General features: G+C 34.4%; 17 protein-coding genes. 14 read left to right on the forward strand and 3 right to left on the reverse strand.

Translation table 11 applies throughout. The annotated features are described in order from the left end of the window. The first annotated feature begins 177 nt into the window (after nt 1–177). The 5 genes from KAOT1_RS22455 to KAOT1_RS20320 all read left to right on the forward strand — a co-directional run bounded on the left by KAOT1_RS22455 (nt 178) and on the right by KAOT1_RS20320 (nt 4,961). The gene (locus KAOT1_RS22455) at nt 178–1,284 is read left to right on the forward strand and encodes an adenylate kinase (protein ID WP_007096783.1); all 1,107 of its coding nucleotides are present in this window, start codon (nt 178–180) and stop codon (nt 1,282–1,284) included. Continuing rightward, nucleotides 1,274–2,080 (forward strand): DUF3050 domain-containing protein, encoded by an 807-nt coding sequence (locus KAOT1_RS20305; protein ID WP_007096784.1) that lies wholly within the window; start codon nt 1,274–1,276, stop codon nt 2,078–2,080. The genes KAOT1_RS22455 and KAOT1_RS20305 overlap by 11 nt, the downstream gene beginning before the upstream one ends. Before the next feature lie 20 nt (nt 2,081–2,100). Next, a complete protein-coding gene (gene obgE / locus KAOT1_RS20310; protein WP_007096785.1) occupies nt 2,101–3,099 on the forward strand; it encodes a GTPase ObgE in 999 nt (332 codons plus the stop codon). A 126-nt stretch (nt 3,100–3,225) separates the two neighbouring features. Then, entirely contained in the window at nt 3,226–4,194 is a 969-nt protein-coding gene (locus KAOT1_RS20315; RefSeq protein WP_007096786.1) for a hypothetical protein, read from the forward strand. Nucleotides 4,195–4,274: 80 nt separating this feature from the next. Then, nucleotides 4,275–4,961, forward strand: a complete 687-nt coding sequence (locus KAOT1_RS20320; RefSeq protein WP_007096787.1) for a Type 1 glutamine amidotransferase-like domain-containing protein — start codon at nt 4,275–4,277, stop codon at nt 4,959–4,961. 39 nt (nt 4,962–5,000) lie between these two features. Here KAOT1_RS20320 and KAOT1_RS20325 read toward each other — a convergent pair whose 3' ends face one another. Then, nucleotides 5,001–5,636, reverse strand: coding sequence for a carboxypeptidase-like regulatory domain-containing protein (locus KAOT1_RS20325; protein ID WP_007096788.1), 636 nt, complete (start codon nt 5,634–5,636; stop codon nt 5,001–5,003). A gap of 118 nt (nt 5,637–5,754) precedes the next feature. Here KAOT1_RS20325 and KAOT1_RS20330 point away from each other — a divergent pair, with 118 nt between their 5' ends. The 3 genes from KAOT1_RS20330 (at nt 5,755) to KAOT1_RS22460 (ending at nt 7,920) form a co-directional block, all read left to right on the forward strand. Next, entirely contained in the window at nt 5,755–6,135 is a 381-nt protein-coding gene (locus KAOT1_RS20330; RefSeq protein ID WP_007096789.1) for a cyclophilin-like family protein, read from the forward strand. A 3-nt stretch (nt 6,136–6,138) separates the two neighbouring features. Continuing rightward, nucleotides 6,139–6,507: a VOC family protein gene (locus KAOT1_RS20335; RefSeq protein WP_007096790.1), complete on the forward strand. Its 369-nt coding sequence runs from the start codon at nt 6,139–6,141 to the stop codon at nt 6,505–6,507. 183 nt (nt 6,508–6,690) lie between these two features. Further along, nucleotides 6,691–7,920 carry an eCIS core domain-containing protein gene (locus KAOT1_RS22460; protein WP_007096791.1) on the forward strand — a complete coding sequence of 410 codons (1,230 nt, stop codon included), beginning with the start codon at nt 6,691–6,693 and terminating at the stop codon, nt 7,918–7,920. A gap of 95 nt (nt 7,921–8,015) precedes the next feature. Here the strand turns inward: KAOT1_RS22460 and KAOT1_RS22175 are convergent, their stop codons facing one another. Beyond that, entirely contained in the window at nt 8,016–14,651 is a 6,636-nt protein-coding gene (locus tag KAOT1_RS22175) for an alpha-2-macroglobulin family protein (protein WP_007096792.1), read from the reverse strand. A 276-nt stretch (nt 14,652–14,927) separates the two neighbouring features. On the opposite strand from KAOT1_RS22175, the gene KAOT1_RS20350 reads away from it, so the two are divergent. From KAOT1_RS20350 to KAOT1_RS20375, 6 genes are all read left to right on the forward strand, one after another. Beyond that, complete coding sequence (locus KAOT1_RS20350; protein WP_007096793.1) at nt 14,928–16,061, forward strand: hypothetical protein; 1,134 nt, start codon at nt 14,928–14,930, stop codon at nt 16,059–16,061. 17 nt (nt 16,062–16,078) lie between these two features. Continuing rightward, nucleotides 16,079–16,876, forward strand: coding sequence for a hypothetical protein (locus KAOT1_RS20355; RefSeq protein ID WP_007096794.1), 798 nt, complete (start codon nt 16,079–16,081; stop codon nt 16,874–16,876). Further along, entirely contained in the window at nt 16,873–17,385 is a 513-nt protein-coding gene (locus KAOT1_RS20360; protein WP_007096795.1) for a hypothetical protein, read from the forward strand. Before KAOT1_RS20355 ends, KAOT1_RS20360 begins: the two co-directional genes overlap by 4 nt. Nucleotides 17,386–17,490: 105 nt before the next feature. Beyond that, nucleotides 17,491–18,069 carry a hypothetical protein gene (locus KAOT1_RS20365; protein ID WP_007096796.1) on the forward strand — a complete coding sequence of 193 codons (579 nt, stop codon included), beginning with the start codon at nt 17,491–17,493 and terminating at the stop codon, nt 18,067–18,069. A 36-nt stretch (nt 18,070–18,105) separates the two neighbouring features. Further along, nucleotides 18,106–18,750 (forward strand): hypothetical protein, encoded by a 645-nt coding sequence (locus KAOT1_RS20370; protein WP_238528721.1) that lies wholly within the window; start codon nt 18,106–18,108, stop codon nt 18,748–18,750. A gap of 3 nt (nt 18,751–18,753) precedes the next feature. Beyond that, nucleotides 18,754–19,305, forward strand: a complete 552-nt coding sequence (locus tag KAOT1_RS20375; protein WP_007096798.1) for a hypothetical protein — start codon at nt 18,754–18,756, stop codon at nt 19,303–19,305. A 31-nt stretch (nt 19,306–19,336) separates the two neighbouring features. Here the strand turns inward: KAOT1_RS20375 and KAOT1_RS20380 are convergent, their stop codons facing one another. Next, nucleotides 19,337–19,759 (reverse strand): hypothetical protein, encoded by a 423-nt coding sequence (locus KAOT1_RS20380; RefSeq protein ID WP_007096799.1) that lies wholly within the window; start codon nt 19,757–19,759, stop codon nt 19,337–19,339. Nucleotides 19,760–19,764: the final 5 nt, after the last annotated feature.

The raw sequence follows: 19,764 nt of genomic DNA on the forward strand, positions 1-19,764 counted from the left end.
TTCAGTAAAAACTATAAAAGCATTTTAAAACGAGCATCGGAGCAATATAAATCTCGATTATTTAGTAAAAGTAAACTCGTTAAATGGTATTCATAAATCAATTCGTATCTTTGCACCTTTAAAATGATAAAGTATCGCTATTTAAGAGGTATAAATCATTAAATTTTTACAGGAAACGTGATTAAATTACACGACAAATATTTTAAAAAATTTATATCTGAAACGCAAATTCAGGAAGCTGTCGCAAACATGGCTGCTGAAATGGCAGAAGATTTAAAAGAAGACCGCCCAATTTTCATTGGAATATTAAATGGTGTCTTCATGTTTTTTTCTGATTTTATGAAAGCCTATCCGTATACCTGTGAAATGAGCTTTATAAAATTGGCTTCCTATCACGGAACGACTTCTTCTGGTGATATCAAAGAACTAATCGGACTTTCGCAAGATATTGAAGGAAGAACGGTTGTGGTCTTAGAAGATATCATTGACACAGGAAATACCTTAGACGAATTACACAAAATATTCAAGGCAAAAAAAGTAAAACAATTTAAAATTGGAACCTTATTTTTCAAGCCAGAAGCATATACAAAACAACACAAAATAGATTATATCGGAATGGAAATTCCTAACGAATTCATTGTCGGTTACGGACTTGACTATGATGAATTGGGAAGAAACTTACCCGAAGTTTACCAATTACATACACACAACATGATTAATTTAATTTTATTCGGAAAGCCAGGTGCTGGAAAAGGAACACAAGCAAACTTCTTAAAAGAAAAATACGATTTGGTACATATTTCTACGGGAGACGTATTTAGATACAACATGAAAAATGATACTGAACTAGGAAAACTAGCCAAGTCATACATTGACAAAGGTGACTTAGTTCCTGATGAAGTAACAATTAACATGTTGCAAGCAGAAGTAGAAAAAAAACCTGAAGCAAAAGGTTTCATCTTTGATGGTTTCCCAAGAACCACCGCACAAGCAGAAGCACTAGATAATTTCCTAGCATCAAAAGACATGGGAATTTCAGCAACAATTGCTTTAGAAGCTGATGATGAAATTTTAATTCAACGTTTACTAGAACGTGGAAAAGTTAGTGGACGCGCTGACGATCAAGATGAAGATAAAATTAGAAATCGTTTTGATGAATACAATCAAAAAACAGCTCCATTAATTGATTTTTACAAAAAACAAAACAAGTTTCACAGTGTAAATGGTATTGGAACTATTGACGAAATTACAGTACGTTTAAGCAACGTTATTGATGAATTATAATAAAGAAATATACATACAAAAACTAACACAAGAATTAGCGCCACTACAACAACAAATAGTGGCACATTCTTTATACAATAAAGTGAATTCTGTAGCGGCGTTAAACGCATTTATGGAATATCACGTATTTGCGGTATTTGATTTTATGTCACTGTTAAAAGCATTGCAAATACATTTAACGCAAACGCAAATACCTTGGATTCCGAAAGGAAATCCTGTGACAAGACGTTTTATCAACGAAATCGTCTTTGGAGAAGAAAGTGATATTGACAAAGACGGAAAACCGCTGAGTCATTACGAAATGTACGTGGAAGCCATGAATGCTTCTAATGCAAATACACAACTTATTTCGGAATGTATCACAGAAATTTCAAATGGTAAATCGGTTGCCGAAAGTTTAATCGCGGTCAACGCACCAAAAGCCGTACAAGATTTTGTAAACTTCACGTTTTCAATCATTAAAACCAATGAAGTTCATAAAATTGCGGCGGTATTTACCTTTGGTAGAGAAGATTTAATTCCAAACATGTTTTTGGAAATGGTCAGAGGAATCGATCAAAAAAATATTGATGCCAATTTGGACAAGTTTATCTATTATCTAGAAAGACATATTGAATTAGATGGTGACGAACACGGACCATTAGCATTACAAATGGTACAAGAACTTTGTGGTGCAGACACTCAAAAATGGGAAGATTGTATCCACGTAAGCAAACAAGCTTTACAACACAGAGTTGCACTTTGGACAGCAATTGAACAGCACATAGAAGTACTTTCGGAACGTGAATTTGCGTAACGAACTAAAAAAATGATACAATGACAGATGGGAATTTTGTAGACTATGTAAAAATGCACCTAACTTCTGGAAACGGCGGAAAAGGTTCTATGCATTTACTGCGTGAAAAATATAATGCGAAAGGCGGACCTGATGGAGGAGATGGTGGACGTGGTGGACATATCATTGTCCGTGGAAACCAAAACCTTTGGACACTATTTCATTTTAAGCTGAAACGACACTACAAAGCAGAACACGGCGGACATGGAAGTAGCAACAGAAGCACAGGAGCCGATGGAGCCGATGTATACTTAGACGTACCATTAGGAACTGTAGTGCGTGACAAAGAAACCAACAATGTCATTTTTGAAATTACGGAACACGGTGAAGAAAAAATCGTAGCAAAAGGCGGAAAAGGCGGACGTGGAAACTGGCATTTCAAATCATCTACAAATCAAACGCCACGATACGCACAACCTGGAATTCCTGGAGAAGAAGTTGATGTAATCTTAGAGCTAAAAGTCTTGGCTGATGTTGGTTTGGTAGGATTTCCAAACGCTGGAAAATCAACTTTACTCTCTGTCATCACTTCGGCAAAACCCAAAATTGGCGATTACGAATTCACAACCTTAAAGCCCAACTTAGGAATTGTAGAATATCGTGACTACAAATCGTTTGTCATGGCAGATATCCCTGGAATCATTGAAGGTGCTTCCGAAGGAAAAGGCTTGGGTCACTACTTTTTGCGTCACATTGAACGAAATTCAACCTTACTATTCTTAATTCCTGCGGATAGTGCAGATATTTCTAAAGAATACGACATTCTACTCAACGAGTTAAAAAAATACAATCCTGAAATGCTCGATAAAGAACGTTTCATTGCCATTTCGAAATCGGACATGTTAGACGACGAACTCAAAGCAGAAATGCGCGTAGAGCTCGACAAAGACCTAAACGTTCCATACATGTTTATTTCTTCCGTGGCGCAAGAAGGCATCATGGAATTAAAAGACAAACTCTGGGAAATGTTAAACAACTAATACGAAGCGACTTTACAGTCGCTTTTTTTGTTCCTTTTTTCTGAATTAAATAAGCAATCTGAGGAAATTTATATCAGAAAAAACTAAAAATACCTATCTTACGTTCTGAAACCGAAAACCAAAATCGTGAAAAAACAACTTGCCATACTTTTATGCTTATTTTGTACGTATTTTTCTTTTGGTCAGGAAATTACTTTTGAAGACGAACTCGCTTATGTTGATGGAAAACCGTATGTGAAAATAGAGAAGAAATCTAAAAGAAAGTATTTTGTTTATGATGTAAAAACGAATGAAAAACTTCTGAAGGTCAAGGTTCAATCCAGATACAACAAACGATACAATCGCTATGATTATGATCTATACTTCTACTTTTATCCAATAAAAAAAGATCTACTTTTTCGTGATGTAGCTGTGGAAGATGAAACAAACTTAGTGCAATTTCTATATGATGAAGGAATGTTTCAATCAAAAAAAGAAATCACAACAACCGTATTGTTAGAAGAATTCAAACGGTTAAGTGCGAGAGCGAAGTGTGAAAAAATATTAAAGAATGACTTTTCGCAAATTATAAACGATCATTTTGTGTCTATCGTACAAAAAGATACAATTGTCATCAATGAAATGAAATACAGGTGTGTTTACACAGCATTTTATACAAAAAAAGCAATGTATGATCGGTTTGGAAAATGGCATAAAGTCGTCTTTCCGTATGAAGGTTCTCGCCATCCTAATTTAATTTGGAAAAACGTGAAATTACTAGAAGAATTAGACAAAAAATTTACGGTAATTGCTAGAGGTTATGAAGGTCGAGGAACAATATATGCCTCCATGATGATTTTAGACGAAAAAGGAAAAGACATGTTGGCAAAAAATGCACCACACCGTTTTCAGTTAGTCGAGCTTTTTGGAAATTTCATCAAAAAAAGCAACAAGGAAGGAGATTTTTATGAAACCTATTGGACAACTTTTGATCCAGAACGTTGGAAGCAAATTCAAGAATACAAAAGAAGAAAAAATACCACACGTGCACGATCTCCATTTTTTCAAAAACCAAGTCAATCAAGAACAGTCATTCGCAATGAACCAAAACAATAAGTGAAATAAAAAAAATTAACTTAGAAAATATCTCACACAACCCACAACAGGAGCAAAGCGACCAAAACCCAAAACCCAAAATGAAAACACTATTCACCTACGGCGGACAAGTCAATAAAGGATTTGTAAAATATACCGCAAAACTCACTGGAAAAAAGAAACCACGCATTTGCTTTTTACCAACTGCTACAGGCGATGCACTTTGGTATATTGAATATTGGTACCAATTGTGTCACGATTTGGAAATAGAACCACATGTATTAAAAGTCTGGATCAATTCGAGTACGCAAGATTGGGAATTTGAAGATTACTTACTCGAAATGGACGCCATAATTGTTGGTGGCGGAAATACCTTAAACATGATGACGTTGCTTAAAGCACACGAAATCGACAAAGCATTATACAAAGCTTACGAAAACGGGATTGTCTTAGCAGGAGGAAGTGCAGGTTCGTTGTGTTGGTTCAATGGAGGATTTACAGATTCACGTCCCAAAAAACTCACCTTTGTGGAAGGTTTCAATTTCTTACCGTTCAGTCATTGTCCGCATTATCATTCGGAAGCGTCGCGTCGTCCGTTATTTCACAGCAACATTGCCAATGGAATTTTGACCGATGGTTATGCGTGTGATGATTTATCAGGAATTGTATTTGAAAACGGAAAACCCATCAAAGCAATGTCACTCGACGAAGACAATCATTCGTATTATGTCTACAAAAAAGATGACGAACTCATTGAAGAACGTTTGGAATCTGAATTGTTCTCATAAATCCAATAAAAGTATGCTGAGCGGAGTTGAAGCGTACACTTACAATCGAATAGCTTTCTTAGTCTCCAACGGAAGTCCATCAGCGACAATTCGTATCAAATACATGCCTTTTGGTTGTTTTGAAAGATCAATCTGCGGAATTTTTGAAAGCTTTGAATATGTTTTTGATTGTACCAATTGACCGTTCATGTTATACACATCTAAAGCAAGGTTTGTAAAATCGCTCTCTAGTTGTAGCTGAAATATTCCGCTAGCAGAAGGATTTGGAAAAAGTGTAGTCTGAGCAGGAACATACTTTTCTGTAGTATAAATAACTTTACAGCTAAAACCACAACTTATTTTCCGATTATTGCCATATGCAATAACAACCGTAGTGTCTAATGCTTCAAAATTGTTTTCCAATATTATTGAAACTTCTTTTTCCTTTGAAATAATAACTTCTTTCGTTTCAAAACCCAAGTAAGAAATCTCTAAAACGGTCATTCCATCAATGTCAATTGTAAACTGTCCGTTTTCGTTTGTAATCGTTCCCTTTTTTGAATTTTTCACAAGTACATTCGCATTTGCCAATACGTTTTTTTCTTCATCGTATACAGTTCCTGTGAGGGTTCGTTTCTGTGCAAAGCAGCAAATAGAAATAGAAAATAATAGTGTAAAAAGTAGTTTTGTTCTCATAAATTATGTGTTTGATTCTGAATCAAAACTATTGTATCTTTCTTCAATAGAAAATGACGAATGCGTAAACGTTCCTTTTCAATGAGTGAAGTTTCAATTTGACCAAACAATTATTTGTATGCAACCTATTTTATCTTCAGAAACAACAAAACTTATCATTATTTGGGATGAATCTTGCGGAATTATCAATCAGATAAAAAACACCAAATCGTTAGAAGGAATTGCAACACACATTCAGGGAGAAGTATTTTTTTATCAATACGAATTAGACATTCCGTTTAACGGAGAACAGCGAGAAGTTTTTGACGTTGGCGATATCGTTTATTGGCGATCGGAAACGGATAAAACCAAATTCGGCATTTTATTCATGTACGGAAACACAACCTATGGCGATGGCACAAAACCACGAACCTCAAGTCCGGGAATTAAAATTGGAACGGTTGTGAATTACAAAGATATTTCGCAAATTCAATCGGGCGAAAACGTAAAATTAGGATAACTTATGAAAAACTTTAACATACAATCTATCAGCACATTTATTGGCGCAAAAGATTATGAACTTTCTAGAAGCTTCTATCGTGATTTAGGTTTTGAGGAACTTGTCACGTCACCAAAAATGTCATATTTCCGAATGGGAAATTTTGGCTTCTATCTCCAAGATATGTATGTAAAAGATTGGATAGACAATTCGATGGTTTTCCTAGAAGTTACAGATTTACAAAAACACTTTGAACATATAAAATCATTAGAATTACACACAAAATACAAAAATGTACGACTCAAAGAAATTGTGTATTGCGATTGGGGAAATGAATTCTTTATCTACGATCCATCAGGAATATTGTGGCATATTGGGGAATTTATAAATTGATTGAAAGTTCGTTCTGGTAGTGACGTGTCATAGCTTTCATCCACAAAATAAAATAATGTAAGGGACTACGTTTTTCTACTTGAATTTTACGATAAAGCTCCTTTTTATCACATACAATTCGAGAATTTGTAATCTTTATCCTAACTTTATAAGAATACTATAATGTTAATGTAGCGTTTAATTATGAATTCTTATCAAGAAAAAGCAGCAAAGAAAACTCAGAAATCTGTAGCAAATGAAGTCATGCAACAACAGGCGACTTCAGCTGTTTTTCAATTTGAGGACAATCGACCTGAAACTGCTGTACAATTAAAAATAAAAGAAAAACTAGCAGCAACAAATTCCGCAACTCCAATTCAGCAAAAGAAAAACAACACAGGATTGCCAAATAAATTAAAATCTGGAATTGAAAATCTTTCTGGGCATTCCATGGACGATGTCAAAGTATATTATAACTCTAGCAAACCCGCACAACTTAACGCACATGCATACGCGCAAGGAACAAATATTCACATCGCATCCGGACAAGAAAAACACTTGCCACATGAAGCTTGGCATGTTGTACAACAAAAACAAGGTCGTGTAAAACCTACCAAACAACTCAAACAAAAAGTCAATATCAATGATGATGTAGGTTTGGAGAAAGAAGCAGATATCATGGGCGCGAAGGCGATGCAGATGAAAGCGAAAACTACTACTTATGCCAAAAAAGCAACAGCTAGTTCTTCAAAAGAAACCTTGCAATTATTTAGCTACAGAGGAAAAGCTCCTATAAAAGGAGTGACTATGAGCGTAAAAATTGTAAACGGAGGTGGAAGACTTACTATTATAGACGAAACAGAAACGGATAAAGCAGTCGGACATTTAGGAGGTTACATAAAATATAGTATTGACAAAGCAAATCAAGAATTGGTATTGGATCATTTTGAAGCGCATCCTTCTGGTGCAGGTTTGGGAACTTTATTAATGTTCGAACTTGCAAACTTGGCTACACGACATGGTTTTAAAATTATTTCAGTGGCAAATCCTGCGTTATCTGCAATGGGCGCTTACAAAGCCTTTGGTGGTGTGCCAAGAGATGCACAAGAACACGAAGCTAGAACAGAGATGTACGCAGGCGCAATGCAAGAAAACCCAAGAGTACATAGAAACTTTGTGAAAAATGAAGCACATGCAATTGCCGATAGTGTTGTTGGAAAAGAAAAATATTTTAATCCAGGTCTCAAACCACTTGCAGAAGCAAATACGTATATTGGAGCAGTAGGCGATCATAAAGCCGCCCATTCTGGTGCAGATGATATTCATAGAGCGGCAGATTTAAGCGCACTTTCATCACAGCTCATTTATCATGTAAATACGTTAAATCGAACAACATTTACTAGCTTAGACAGAAGATGGGATATTACAGGATAATTGATTTTTTTGAAACGTTATTGCGAAATTTTTAGAAAAACTTGTGGCAATCTGTTGTTTCAATAACTATTTTACCTATTCACAAACAACAAAAATCAATCTACTGTAATCCGAATACCTTTTGTATGACTTCGAATCTCTGGCGCGTACATACTTTCAATCGTAGTGATTCCGTTAGAAAATACTCCAGTATTGTTTACGCGTAATTCATATGTTATCATAAACACACCTGCTGGAATTTTGTCAAAAAAGAAATTGCTACTCGCGTCACGCGTACTTTCAAAATACCCAACACCATCTTGCCATTTGTATTGCGACAGTACATTTACAGGTTCTAAACCTGCGGCGCGCATGTCTTTTAAGTGAATAAATTCAACGTCTTTTTTATTCCTAATCGTTAAACGAACGGTAATCAAATCACCAATTTTTAAGGAACGTTTTGCCAAAGGAACTAAGACTTCTTTGTCACCTTTCTTTTCTTTGAGAAATAATTCTTTGCTGATTTGTAAAGAAGCTTCATCGTTTTGAGAAACTTGATCTAATTCTTCAAAATACTGCCAATACACAGCGCCATAACCTGCTACTTTTCCATTGTTTTTCACTTTTATAGTAGCTTTCTCCTTGGTAATTTCATCTTTGTTCCAAGAGGTTTTAAAATATCCTGTTCCAGCTTCTTTTACGGTTTCTTCAAGTTTTTTGGTTTTGATTTTTTCGGTTCCTATGGTAAGAATAGTATTGTCTTTGATGGATGCAAATTGCTTCGGATTCAATAGCAAAGCATAAATCGCTTTGGTAGTCGCTTTTGTCGTTGCCCATTTTGTGGTTTGTTTTTGTCGCAACAACCATAATTGCAATTCCTGAACTATTTTTTCATCGTTGGTAATTTCTGCAAAAGCTTCCATCAACAATGCATGTGTTTCTACGGCGTGCGAGTTGTAATAACGACGCTCCGTTACTTCTTTCCAATACATGCCTTTTTCTTCCGACTTTACAGCAGATTCCTCCAGAGATTCCATAATTTTCTTCGCTTCTTTTCGTTGTCCCATTCGCGCTAACGAAAGTGCAACCATAGCTTTTTCTTCAATCGATAAATTCAACCAATCTTTTTGTAATGTTGTTAAGTAAAATTCCATCGCTTTTTTGACTTTTTTCGGAATTTCCATCACATCAGGAATCATACTTCTGGTGTATAAATAGCGGATTTGTTGCTTGAATTTGTAGTCGCTTGGCGATTGTACCAAGTTCGCATGTGCCACTAAAAAACGATCGTCTGTGTATTGATATGCAAAATCCATAATTTGATTTGGTTCACTATTTTTCTTGTACGAGATTGCATTCAATTTTACCAAATGAGCATATGTTTGTAAAATATGAAGTGTGATATACAAGTTTTCTTTTCCGCCAGAAAACCAAGGGAATCCGCCAGATTCTCCTTGTAAATCGTCCAATTTTTGCCACATTTCAAACTGCAAATCGCTCATGATTTTTTTGTCGAATAGTTTCGCCAATTGTTGTTTTTTCTCCGTTTCCGAAACTGCATCACGCGCCCAAGGAGTTTCCGAAATTAATAAAGATTTTAATTCGGGATTTTTCTCTAAATCAGACGTCAATTGTCCGTTTGCTTTCCACGCTTCAAACACTTCTTGTATTTTTGGCGAACTTTGTAAAATATGTATGGCAATCGCATTGGCGTACAAACGCGAGAAGGTTTGCTCAGCACATTCATACGGATATTCTATTAAATACGGCAATGACTGAATTGCGCTCCATGTCGGGTTTGACGTATATTCTAGCGTCAATTTGTGTTGCTTCAAACTTGCACTTGTGTTGTTGGCGAGTTTGCTAAAAGTGACTGTTTTTTCTTCATTAGGTTTTACCCAAAAAGGTTTTGCTTCCGTGATAAGCACACTGTTTTTTAATACAGGCAACGCACTTTCTTCTCCATCAGAGAACGTTCCCGCTTTAGCGATCACTTTATACTGAATTGCATTAAAACCTTCTGGAATATAGAGTTTCCAAGATATATTGGTGTTTCCTTTTTTATCAATCGTAAAGGCTTTGTTTTTATCTTCTAAATGAACTTTTGCGTCAATCGATTCCATCGTATATGCGTCATACAAACGAAGCGACGCAATTCCTTTGACAGATTTTTGCTGTAAGTTTACGACTTTCGTCGAAATGACAATCGTATCTTTTTCACGTAGAAAACGCGGCATATTTGGGACAACCATCAATTCTTTTTGCGTAACGGCATTTTTTTCAATAATTCCGTACATTCCGTTTTTTTGATGCGCCAATAGTTGAAACTTCCAACGTGTTAACGATTCTGGAACTTCAAATTCTACCGCAACATTTCCTTCGGCATCTGTTCGCAAATGTGGATAGAAAAACGCCGTTTCTTTCAGATTTTTTCGGGTTTCTACCGTATTAATATCTTCTTCCGTTAAGCCAACTGTGACTTCCATTCCGTTGATGTTTTCCTTACGTGTTCCGTATTTGGTTGTAATAATAACAACTCCACCAGCACCACGACTTCCGTAAATAGCAGTTGCAGCAGCATCTTTTAAAACACTCAAAGAAGTGATATTGTCGCTATTCATGCTTCTAAAAGCATTTTGACTTACAGGAACACCATCAATTACAAATAAAGGTTCTATATCGCTTTTTAATGAGTTACGACCTCTGATAACGATCACGCCGTTTTCTCCCGGAGCGCCATTTCCTGTATTTACCGTAACTCCTGCGGAAGCTCCTTGTAAAATTTGATCTAGCGTTGTTATCGGTACTTGCTCAATAGTGTCACCATCAACCGTTGCAATTGCCGATGCTACTTTCGCACTATTTACTGCGCCACCATAGGCTACCACAACAACTTCATCAAGTTGTTGCTCATCTGGTCTTAGTACAGTATTGATGTTATTTAGCTTTCCGACAACAATTTCTTCCGTATGATAACCTATATAACTGATTGCTAGAATATCATTAGAAGTTGCATTGATGGTATACAAACCATCAAAATCTGTCGTGACACCTTCTTTAGTTCCTTTGATAATAATAGAAGCGCCTGGTAATGGCATTCCAGTATCGTCAACTACATGTCCTGTGATGTTTCCTGAAAAAACTGGCTTTTCTTTGATGGACTTTTCTCTTTTGAGTTTTTGTAAGTATTTGTGATTTTCGCTGTGTATATTTTTAAAGCTTAATCCGAACCATTTGAATTTAAGATAGTTTCTAAAGTTTGGCGTTGTTAAATGTGTTACTAAGTTGTAAATTTCATACGAACTTGAGTTGCCGAAAAAGTTACTTTTTACCCTAGGCGCGTAATATTGATTGTCAAAAAAGTAGTCAAAATCCGCATCCCACGTATGTGGTATGAATTGATCTAGCGATTCATCATACATAGACGCTAATACTTCGGCGTCGCTTCCTTTTTGGTCTAAGTCTAAAATTTTAAACTGCCATTTTTCTTTTTGTCCAGGTTGCAATTTGTTGCGAAATGTGGCTGTTTCAATCGATAGGAATTTGTTTCTTTCGTAGAGTTTGAACGAATATTTTTGCTGATAGAATTCATTAAACTTCGTATACAACATGTGCAGTGTAATTTCTTCGGTAAATTTTTTATCAAGCGGAATTTTTATAATTTTAGAACCTTTTTCAATAGTGACCGATTGTGTTTTTACCAACTTTTCTTTGTGGAATAAGTGCAACATCACATTCAGAGAATCATCGCGCAAAGCGGTAGCAAGTTTTACCTTTATAAAACCATCTTTTTTGAATTCGCTGTTGAGCACATTGTATTCAAAAAGTGTATTTCCGGTAGCATAGAGGTCTTTTGGATCAGTAAGCCAGAATGTTTCTGTATTGCGAACGGTATCTTTAGTTTTTTCGTCAAAAGCATAGGTTTCCATAGTATATTCGCCAGTTTCCCAAGTAGAAGTGTTTATGCTAAGTTTGGCATTCGTTTCCGTATTGAAAGTCATGTTGGCAACTTCGGCACCTTTTTTATTGCTTTCCTGTTTTTCTTTTTCGTCATATAGAATGTGCGGAAATTGTTGGATAAATTTTTCTTTCGGAATAATTTGATTGTCAGGAAAACGCCACGGACGTCTTTTAAGAATTCGTTCTGTATTGATGCGCTTGTATATTTTTACACGACCATTTGTGGTAACGGGAACATAGTTTACATCTTCGGCAGCAATGTTAATTTGAAATGTTTCGTTACGATCTTTTTTTGTAGGAATCATCACGCGGAGATTGAATCCTTGTTTGGCAGCAGTAACAGATTTCCACGCCGTTTGCGTTTCGCCATTGATATCTGTAACATCAATAGAAATACTGTAACGGTACGATTTGATATGTTCTTTTTTAATATTTATAGCTGTTTCAGCCAAAAACGGAATCACAAAGTTTCCTTTTTCGTCAGTTTTTAGTGTTCCTTCTTTGATGATTTTCTTTTTTGAAAGATCACGATATATTCGATAATGTCTATAATCAATGTTTGCTTCGCGTTCAATTGTATAACTAACTTTAGCATTGGTAACGGCACTTCCGAGCAATGCTTTTGCTTTTCCTGAGATTTTTACAGAATCGTTGAACGTGATGTTTTCCGTTAACGGATTCATGACAACTTCAAAGCGTGGACGTTTGTATTCTTCTACGTTAAAATTGGCTTCGCCTTCTTCAAAATCGTGCAAAAAATCCCAAAAAGGATGTTCGCCTTCGTAGTCATCATCTTCGTCTACAATAATGCTAAATCTGCCTGTAGTTGCGTTTTTAGGAATTTTGAACGAGTTGCTAAACGTACCAAATTCGTTGGTTTTGAGGCGTAATGTTTCAAAATCATCATCTACAGATTGTATGCTTACTTCACAATGTACATTTGGTACTACAGAACTAACTCCGTTTTTTTGTTGAATAAAAATTACTTTGTAATGCACGGTTTGTCCCGGACGATAAATGCTTCTGTCCGTAAAAATAAAAGGTTTGGCTTCCCAGTTTTTAGGTTCTCCTTTTTTGGACTTATAATTACGAGCTAGGGAAGTGTTCTGATAGTATAATGTATCGTTTTGGTATATGATGTATTTTTTAATTCTGTTGCTTTTTTTACGTTTGCGAATTTTGGCATTTCCTAGAAGATTGGTTCTAACAAATTGATTGATGATTTTCTTTTCGTCAAAAATTTTAATCGTTGCATTGTAAATCGGTTTTCCAGTTTCACGATGTACAATTGTATACATTTCTGCATCGTTCAATTCAGTAACAATCTCCGATAAGTTTGTTTTTTGCATTATGTCATACGCCAATACTTCCGATTTTTTATGGTGATGAGAACCATCTGAAAGTGTGACTAAATATCTTCCAACAGGCAGCTTTGGAATGCTGATTTCGATCGAATGATCGTAATAATCTTTCGGAATTTTGGTGTTGTAACTTTTTTCTAAAACGGGTTTGTTGTTTTTGATATAGGCTGCAATTACCGAATCTCGTTTGTTATATTTTACACCTTCTAAGAACGTATGCGAAATACGATACGTTTTTAAATATACCGTATCAACATTTCTCAATGAAATACGCGAAAGCATCGGTTTGTTGGCAGTAGTATATTCTTGAATTTTGAATTCTAAGCTCTTTTGTTCAATTTTCTTTTTAAGAATTTGACATTTAATACTTCCTTCCGAGTTTGGATAGTTTGCGATTACTTTTTCTGCAATTGCCAACGCATTTACACGTAACATTTGTTTATTGTCTTGCGAACGTGTGTAGTATTTTTGAGAAGTATTTACATAATGTGACGCCAATTCGTATTGAATTAACGCTTCTATTGGATCATTCTCGTATTGTTTTGCCAATTTTTGCAATGAGTTTTCATACCATTCGTTGCTATCATTTTTTTGTGAATTTGAAAGGGCATATTTTAAGCGTTGTAATACAACATCTATAAGCGCTTCTTTTTTATTGCTATAGGTTTTTTCAAGTTTTTTATATAGTGCTAATGTGTTTGTTTTGGCGACAACTGTTTTGCTATCAATTGGCAATTTTTGTTTGATAAATATGGATGATGCAGAAAATTCTTTTTCGGTAATTTTGTAAACATCATCATTTCGATATCCGTAGGGAACTTGATTTTTGTAAAAATCTAAAGCATTGTGTATTAAAAGATCATACAAATTTGTACGGTACTTTGTGGTATTTGCTTTTCCGTCTAAAAGTAGCATGTAATCTTTTATTGGAAACTGTTGCAGTTCGGATTCTTGCGCTATAGAATGCTGAAAATGTTTGTGTATTTGAGAAATAAATGTTTTGGTGTCCCACAATTGAAAGTCAGTAGGAATCGTATCAGAATCCACAATAGATCGCTGTCGGAGTTTGTATTGATATTTATTAAAATATTGCGCTAAAAATCGCGCGTACATATTTTCTAAAATTGCATTTGTGGGAAACGAATGTTTGTCAATTTCTGTTCTTAAATTTTGTAAAACTTCCACTTCAGAATCATCCGTAAGGAATAAAGAAAACTTTGCCCGATACAACAAACTTCTTACAATTTGCACCGTATTTTGTTCCTCATTGGCATGTTTGTAAATGCGTTGTACAATTCTATTGGCGGAAGCTGGTTTTCCTTTAATTTCCAATTTTTCTACTTTTTCCCAACGCTTATCGTAGTTATATTGGGCAAAACTTAGTTGAAAACACAAGAATGCAAAAATGCTCAGTACGTAAAAATTTTTCATCTGTGGATTTGTTTCTATTGGTTGATAGGACAAATAACTACTAATAGCCTTAAAGATACAATATCAAATTAGGCAACACGCATTATCAATTAGGGAACTTGTTTTGTTTTTAGATGAGATTCTTATAGTTTTAGTACCAATCTCGATTTTAAACAATTTCTTTAAACTAAAAGTCTTACAAACACGTTATGGGGTATGAATCATTATTATTTGTGATTCAAAAAATAATCAACGATTCAGCAACGAATCATTTGTATTCCTGTATCTTTAAAACTTATGAAAAACTATTATATATTTCTTCTCTCTTTTTGTTTTGCTTTCGCGAATGTACATGCGCAGGAATTTCCAAGACCTGAACTTGTTTCGCCAGAAGCGACATTTTACACCTATTTAGACAATGAAAACATTTCTGATCCGACAAAATACAACGGAAAGGTAAAGAAAATAACGCGTACGCTTAGAGAATACGAACAAGGCTCACAGCTTACTTCTACACAAAAAACAATGCAGTTTCTCAATACTGACGGCGAACTTGAAAGAACAGAGACACGGACGTATGTTTACGGAATTGAAGATACTAAAGAAGTCATCAATCATTTGGAAAACCCAAAAGCAGAAGTTAAAAAAGTAGGAAATCGAACGCTGAAAATCATTAAAAATGAACTCAATGAAGATGTTGGTTATGAATATGATGATAAAGGCGATGATGTGTATGTGTATGAAAACGATTTGTTGACTACATTTTATAACAATAATGACAGTATTTCATACCAATATGACGCCAAAAACCGATTGGTTGAAGTCAAAACTTTAGAAAGTCTTCTTTTAGAAGAATTCAATGAAGAAAACGAATCTACAACCATGTGGCGTTCTTCTTTTGAAGATCGTGGATATGAAAAAGTCATCTACAGAAATGATTTGCCTATCAAAAAAATCATCTATTATAAATATGGTGAAGTCATCGATGTTTATAAAAAAACATTCACGTATACGCCTGATAAACGATTGGAAAAGTTTGAAACTCTTTACACACGGTACTTGTTTGATTACTATGTAGATTCCATAGCAATTAACAAACAAGATTACAAAACATTTCCAACAGTAGAAATGAATGACAGCATTCAAAAAGGAATATTCACATACTCACCAACCAAAAAAATAGAAGCTTACCAACGTACAAAAGGGAAAGATCGTGAAGAATATACAATCATATATGACAAAAATGATCGCATGCATATTGTTGAAGGAACGCTAACATTTTATCAAAAAGGACGTTTGGTTACATTGCCCGTAGAATACGAATATTTATATGATGACAAAGGAAATCCAAAAAATATAAACTCCTATTATTATCTTGGCGGAGAAAAAATGTTGCACAAAGAAACCTCTTTTGAGATTGAATATTACTAGCAAAAACACATAGCAAGATGCTCAAAAAATCAATACTATTATTTTTAGGAAGTTTACTATTGCTGCAATGTAAAAGTGATTTTACTGTAGAATACATCAAAAAAAATAGTGACCAAGAAGAAGAACGTCTTACCGATTCTCAAATGTTCAAACATTTTATACTCAACTTTGAAAAAAATGATGAGCGATTTGCACAAAGCTTTGCAAAAATAAACTTCAAACAGACTGTTTTTGAGAAAGATTCGCTTTGGGTTGTAACTGACATTCAGCAGCAAAAATCAAATGAGGAAGGAATTATCATGTATCAAAAATCGCCTGTTGTTTCGTATGCAAAAGATGAAGATGCTTTTTATATAAAAGTACAACTTACCACAGAATTTTCAACCTCGCCAGAAGTTATGATGGATGGTGAAAAAAGTATCAACTTTGTAGAAACCTACGATGGCTTAAGAACTTGGATCGAAAACGGAACAAGCAGTAAAGACACGATAGAATTTGTTGGATTAGGCAAAAAGAACATTTCTACGGATGTACTTTCTATCGTAACTAAACTGCTCATCACACAAAAAGGAAACAGACTATTTGTAGCAGATGAAACCGAATTACAAGGAACTGAATTCTTAAAATTTGAAAACTATTACGGAGCTGATACATACCGAATTATCGAAGAAAATACATTTCCAGAACGTTTTGTGTTTGAGAAAACTAAAGGTTTCCGACCATACACAACGACACAAAAAAACGCAAATGGAACAACCGAAACCATCTATTCTAAATATGACAGTATTGGCGTCTTAAAACCTAAAGTGCAATGAGAAAAATAATCGTATTTATTATTGGAGTCATGATCGTAATTGGTTGTGTAAATTCTAAAAAGGTACAAGTGAGTACATCAAAATCTTCAGAATGGAGAGATCATAATGCCGCAGAAGGCAAACCATTCTATAACTCAAAAGAAGCTTGTAAAAAAGTATTAGGCACATTAGATGTTATAAGCAGACTGCATAAAAATTCTTTAGAGGAAAACGTATTTAACGGTGGCATGTCTTCTAGGAAATATGTCATTATAAAAGATACAATTACCTATTATACACCGTATGGTGAAATTGCAAATATTGGATCTTGCAGTTGTAAAGATCGAACTTTAACAGTCGATTGGAAAGAACAATACAAGCGAACAATTAAATATCAAATTTACTTTAATTCGGCTGACACAGTAGAATTAAGATATTATGATTATCCTTACAGTATGGACACTTTTACTTATGATAAAACAAAAGCACCCAATAATCCGACAAAGATTTTGGGCGTAATGCAAAGATAAAATTAGAGTAATAAAACAACACTTTTATATTTATAAATTGTATAGTCATTTTTTTTAAGACTGGTAAGCAAAAAATAAATAGAAGAAACTCTTATAATTTTTAATATGGTACAAAGAATTATTTTCTGGGTTTTTGGAATGAGTTTGCTGATTGGCTGTAGCGGAAAGGTTTCAGAAAAAGAAACGCCAACAATTCAATCACAAGAAAATATAATACAAACAGATTCCGTAGCAACAAATGATGCTGAAATCATTGCCCCAAAAGGAAGTCAGGTGTTTTCAGAAAGTGTCAAACTTCGCTATCTCAGTATTTTACACGGTTACATTCTAAGATCAATAAATGTAAGTGAATGTGAAGGCACTGATGTTGATCTTGGAATAGAAGATCAAGACAAAAGTATCAATAGCTTATCAATTACAAAAGATGCTTTTACCGTTCAATTTTCAGTAGTAGAAAACTGTTGTTCAGCATTTTTGTGCGAAGCTGAAATTGTAGAAGAAACTACGCTAAACATCATTTATCAACCTTTTGGGCGTCATTGTTCGTGTAACTGTCAATTTGATATGGAATACACATTTCAGATAGATGATACTTTGGAAGATATTGGTCAAAAGCTCACAAAAATTAAGCATATTCAATTCAATAACGAACCTACTTCAAAAGTTGAATTTAAAGAATATTAACATTACTTTAGAACCTCAAAATACACCTCAACTATCATGAAATATTTGTGCCTGTTCGCGTTTTGCTGTCTATTAAGTTGTGCCACTAAAACCAAACCTTTAGATCCTTGTTTTATGGAAGCAGGCATCAAAACGGCAAAAAGTTTTGACAAAGACAATCCGTTGGGAGAAAAAACAGAAAAATACATGCTTGTGGAATATGACGAACAAGGAAAACCGCTCAAAGTTGTCAATACCATTCAAAAAATGAAGTCTGACTATATCTATGAAGATGGTAAATTGAAATATGTGATTGCGACGAATTCAATGTCAGATGTTGATGAAATCAAAGCAGAAGTTCGTGTAGATACCTTATTCATTACCAAAAACGATGACAAAGGGAGAAAGTTAGAAGGCGTTGGTGGCAATGGCGTTAAATATGAATTTTCATATGTTGGTTGTGAGCAAGAAGCAACAATCATTTATGATGAAACTGGTGTAAAGCGAAACATGATGCAACTTTTTAAAGAAAACGGAAACATTAAGAAACGCGTCACTACGTTTTATTATCCTGGCGAATCTTCAGTAACTTCAAAATACATTGATTACAAATTTGACAGCAAAGGACATTGGATTGAAAGAAGTTTGGAACGTCAAAATGGAACTATTGAAACCGAATTGAGAGTTATAGAATACTACTAAATCATGGGATTAGATATTTTATTACAAACAGAAATAGAAACTGCATTTAGCTTAGAGGATTTCGATAAATTTAGTCTAAGTCGTGAATTTTGTAATTTAATGTGTCGAAAAGATGTAGTAGAACACGAATCTGAATTGGATCAAATAGGCAAAATTACAAATGTAGATATTTCTTGTTTTTACTTGATGGAAACCTATCCTGATGAAGATTACATAGAAGATTGTTTAGAATTTGCAGAAACAGAAGCGGAAAAAGAGCAAATTCTCGCGGAAGCGAAAATAGCTAAAAAAGCAATTGAAGGAAATATTGATTTAGTATTGCAAACACTCCATCAATTATTAGAAAAATTAGCAAAAATTGATAATTTACCAAATTTGTTATTACCTACAGAATTTGATACACTCAACTCTAAATACTATTTTTCAGATTTTACAATAAATAAAGGAAAAGGTTATATTGATAATAACTTCGGACACGATTTGCGTAACTTTCAGCGTTTTGTAGCAAATGCAAAAAGCAAAGGAAACCAAACAGTTTGGTTTACATATGGATAAAATAACTTTTTTTAAAATCTTAAAAGAACAATTATTCCCTGCGAAACGCATGTAAAGTAAATACGTTACCGTTATCAAAATGCATTTCCAACGTCATCTTATCATCTATAATTTTTGTGATAAAAAAATGATTTTTATCTGTAATAGCCGTATGCGGTGAGCCAAGATCGAGTGTGTGTACTACATTGATTTCGTTGTCTTTCAATGTCCAAGTTCCTTCAATGCCATCTTTAAAATGATATTTTACAGTAGCATCATTGTAAATAAATTTACCGTTGGGTTTAAAAATATAAATATTGCCTTCATAGCTATTTACAGCTTTCTTGAATTCCTCATTGTTAGAAGTCGCCTCAATAATTTTACACTTTCCTAGAATTAAATCTTCTCTCACATTCAAACAAGAAAGCACGCTGAAAAACAAAAGAAGATAAAATACAAGAATGTGTTTTTTCATATTGT

This window comes from Kordia algicida OT-1 (genome assembly GCF_000154725.1).
GTDB classification, from domain to species: Bacteria; Bacteroidota; Bacteroidia; order Flavobacteriales; family Flavobacteriaceae; genus Kordia; species Kordia algicida.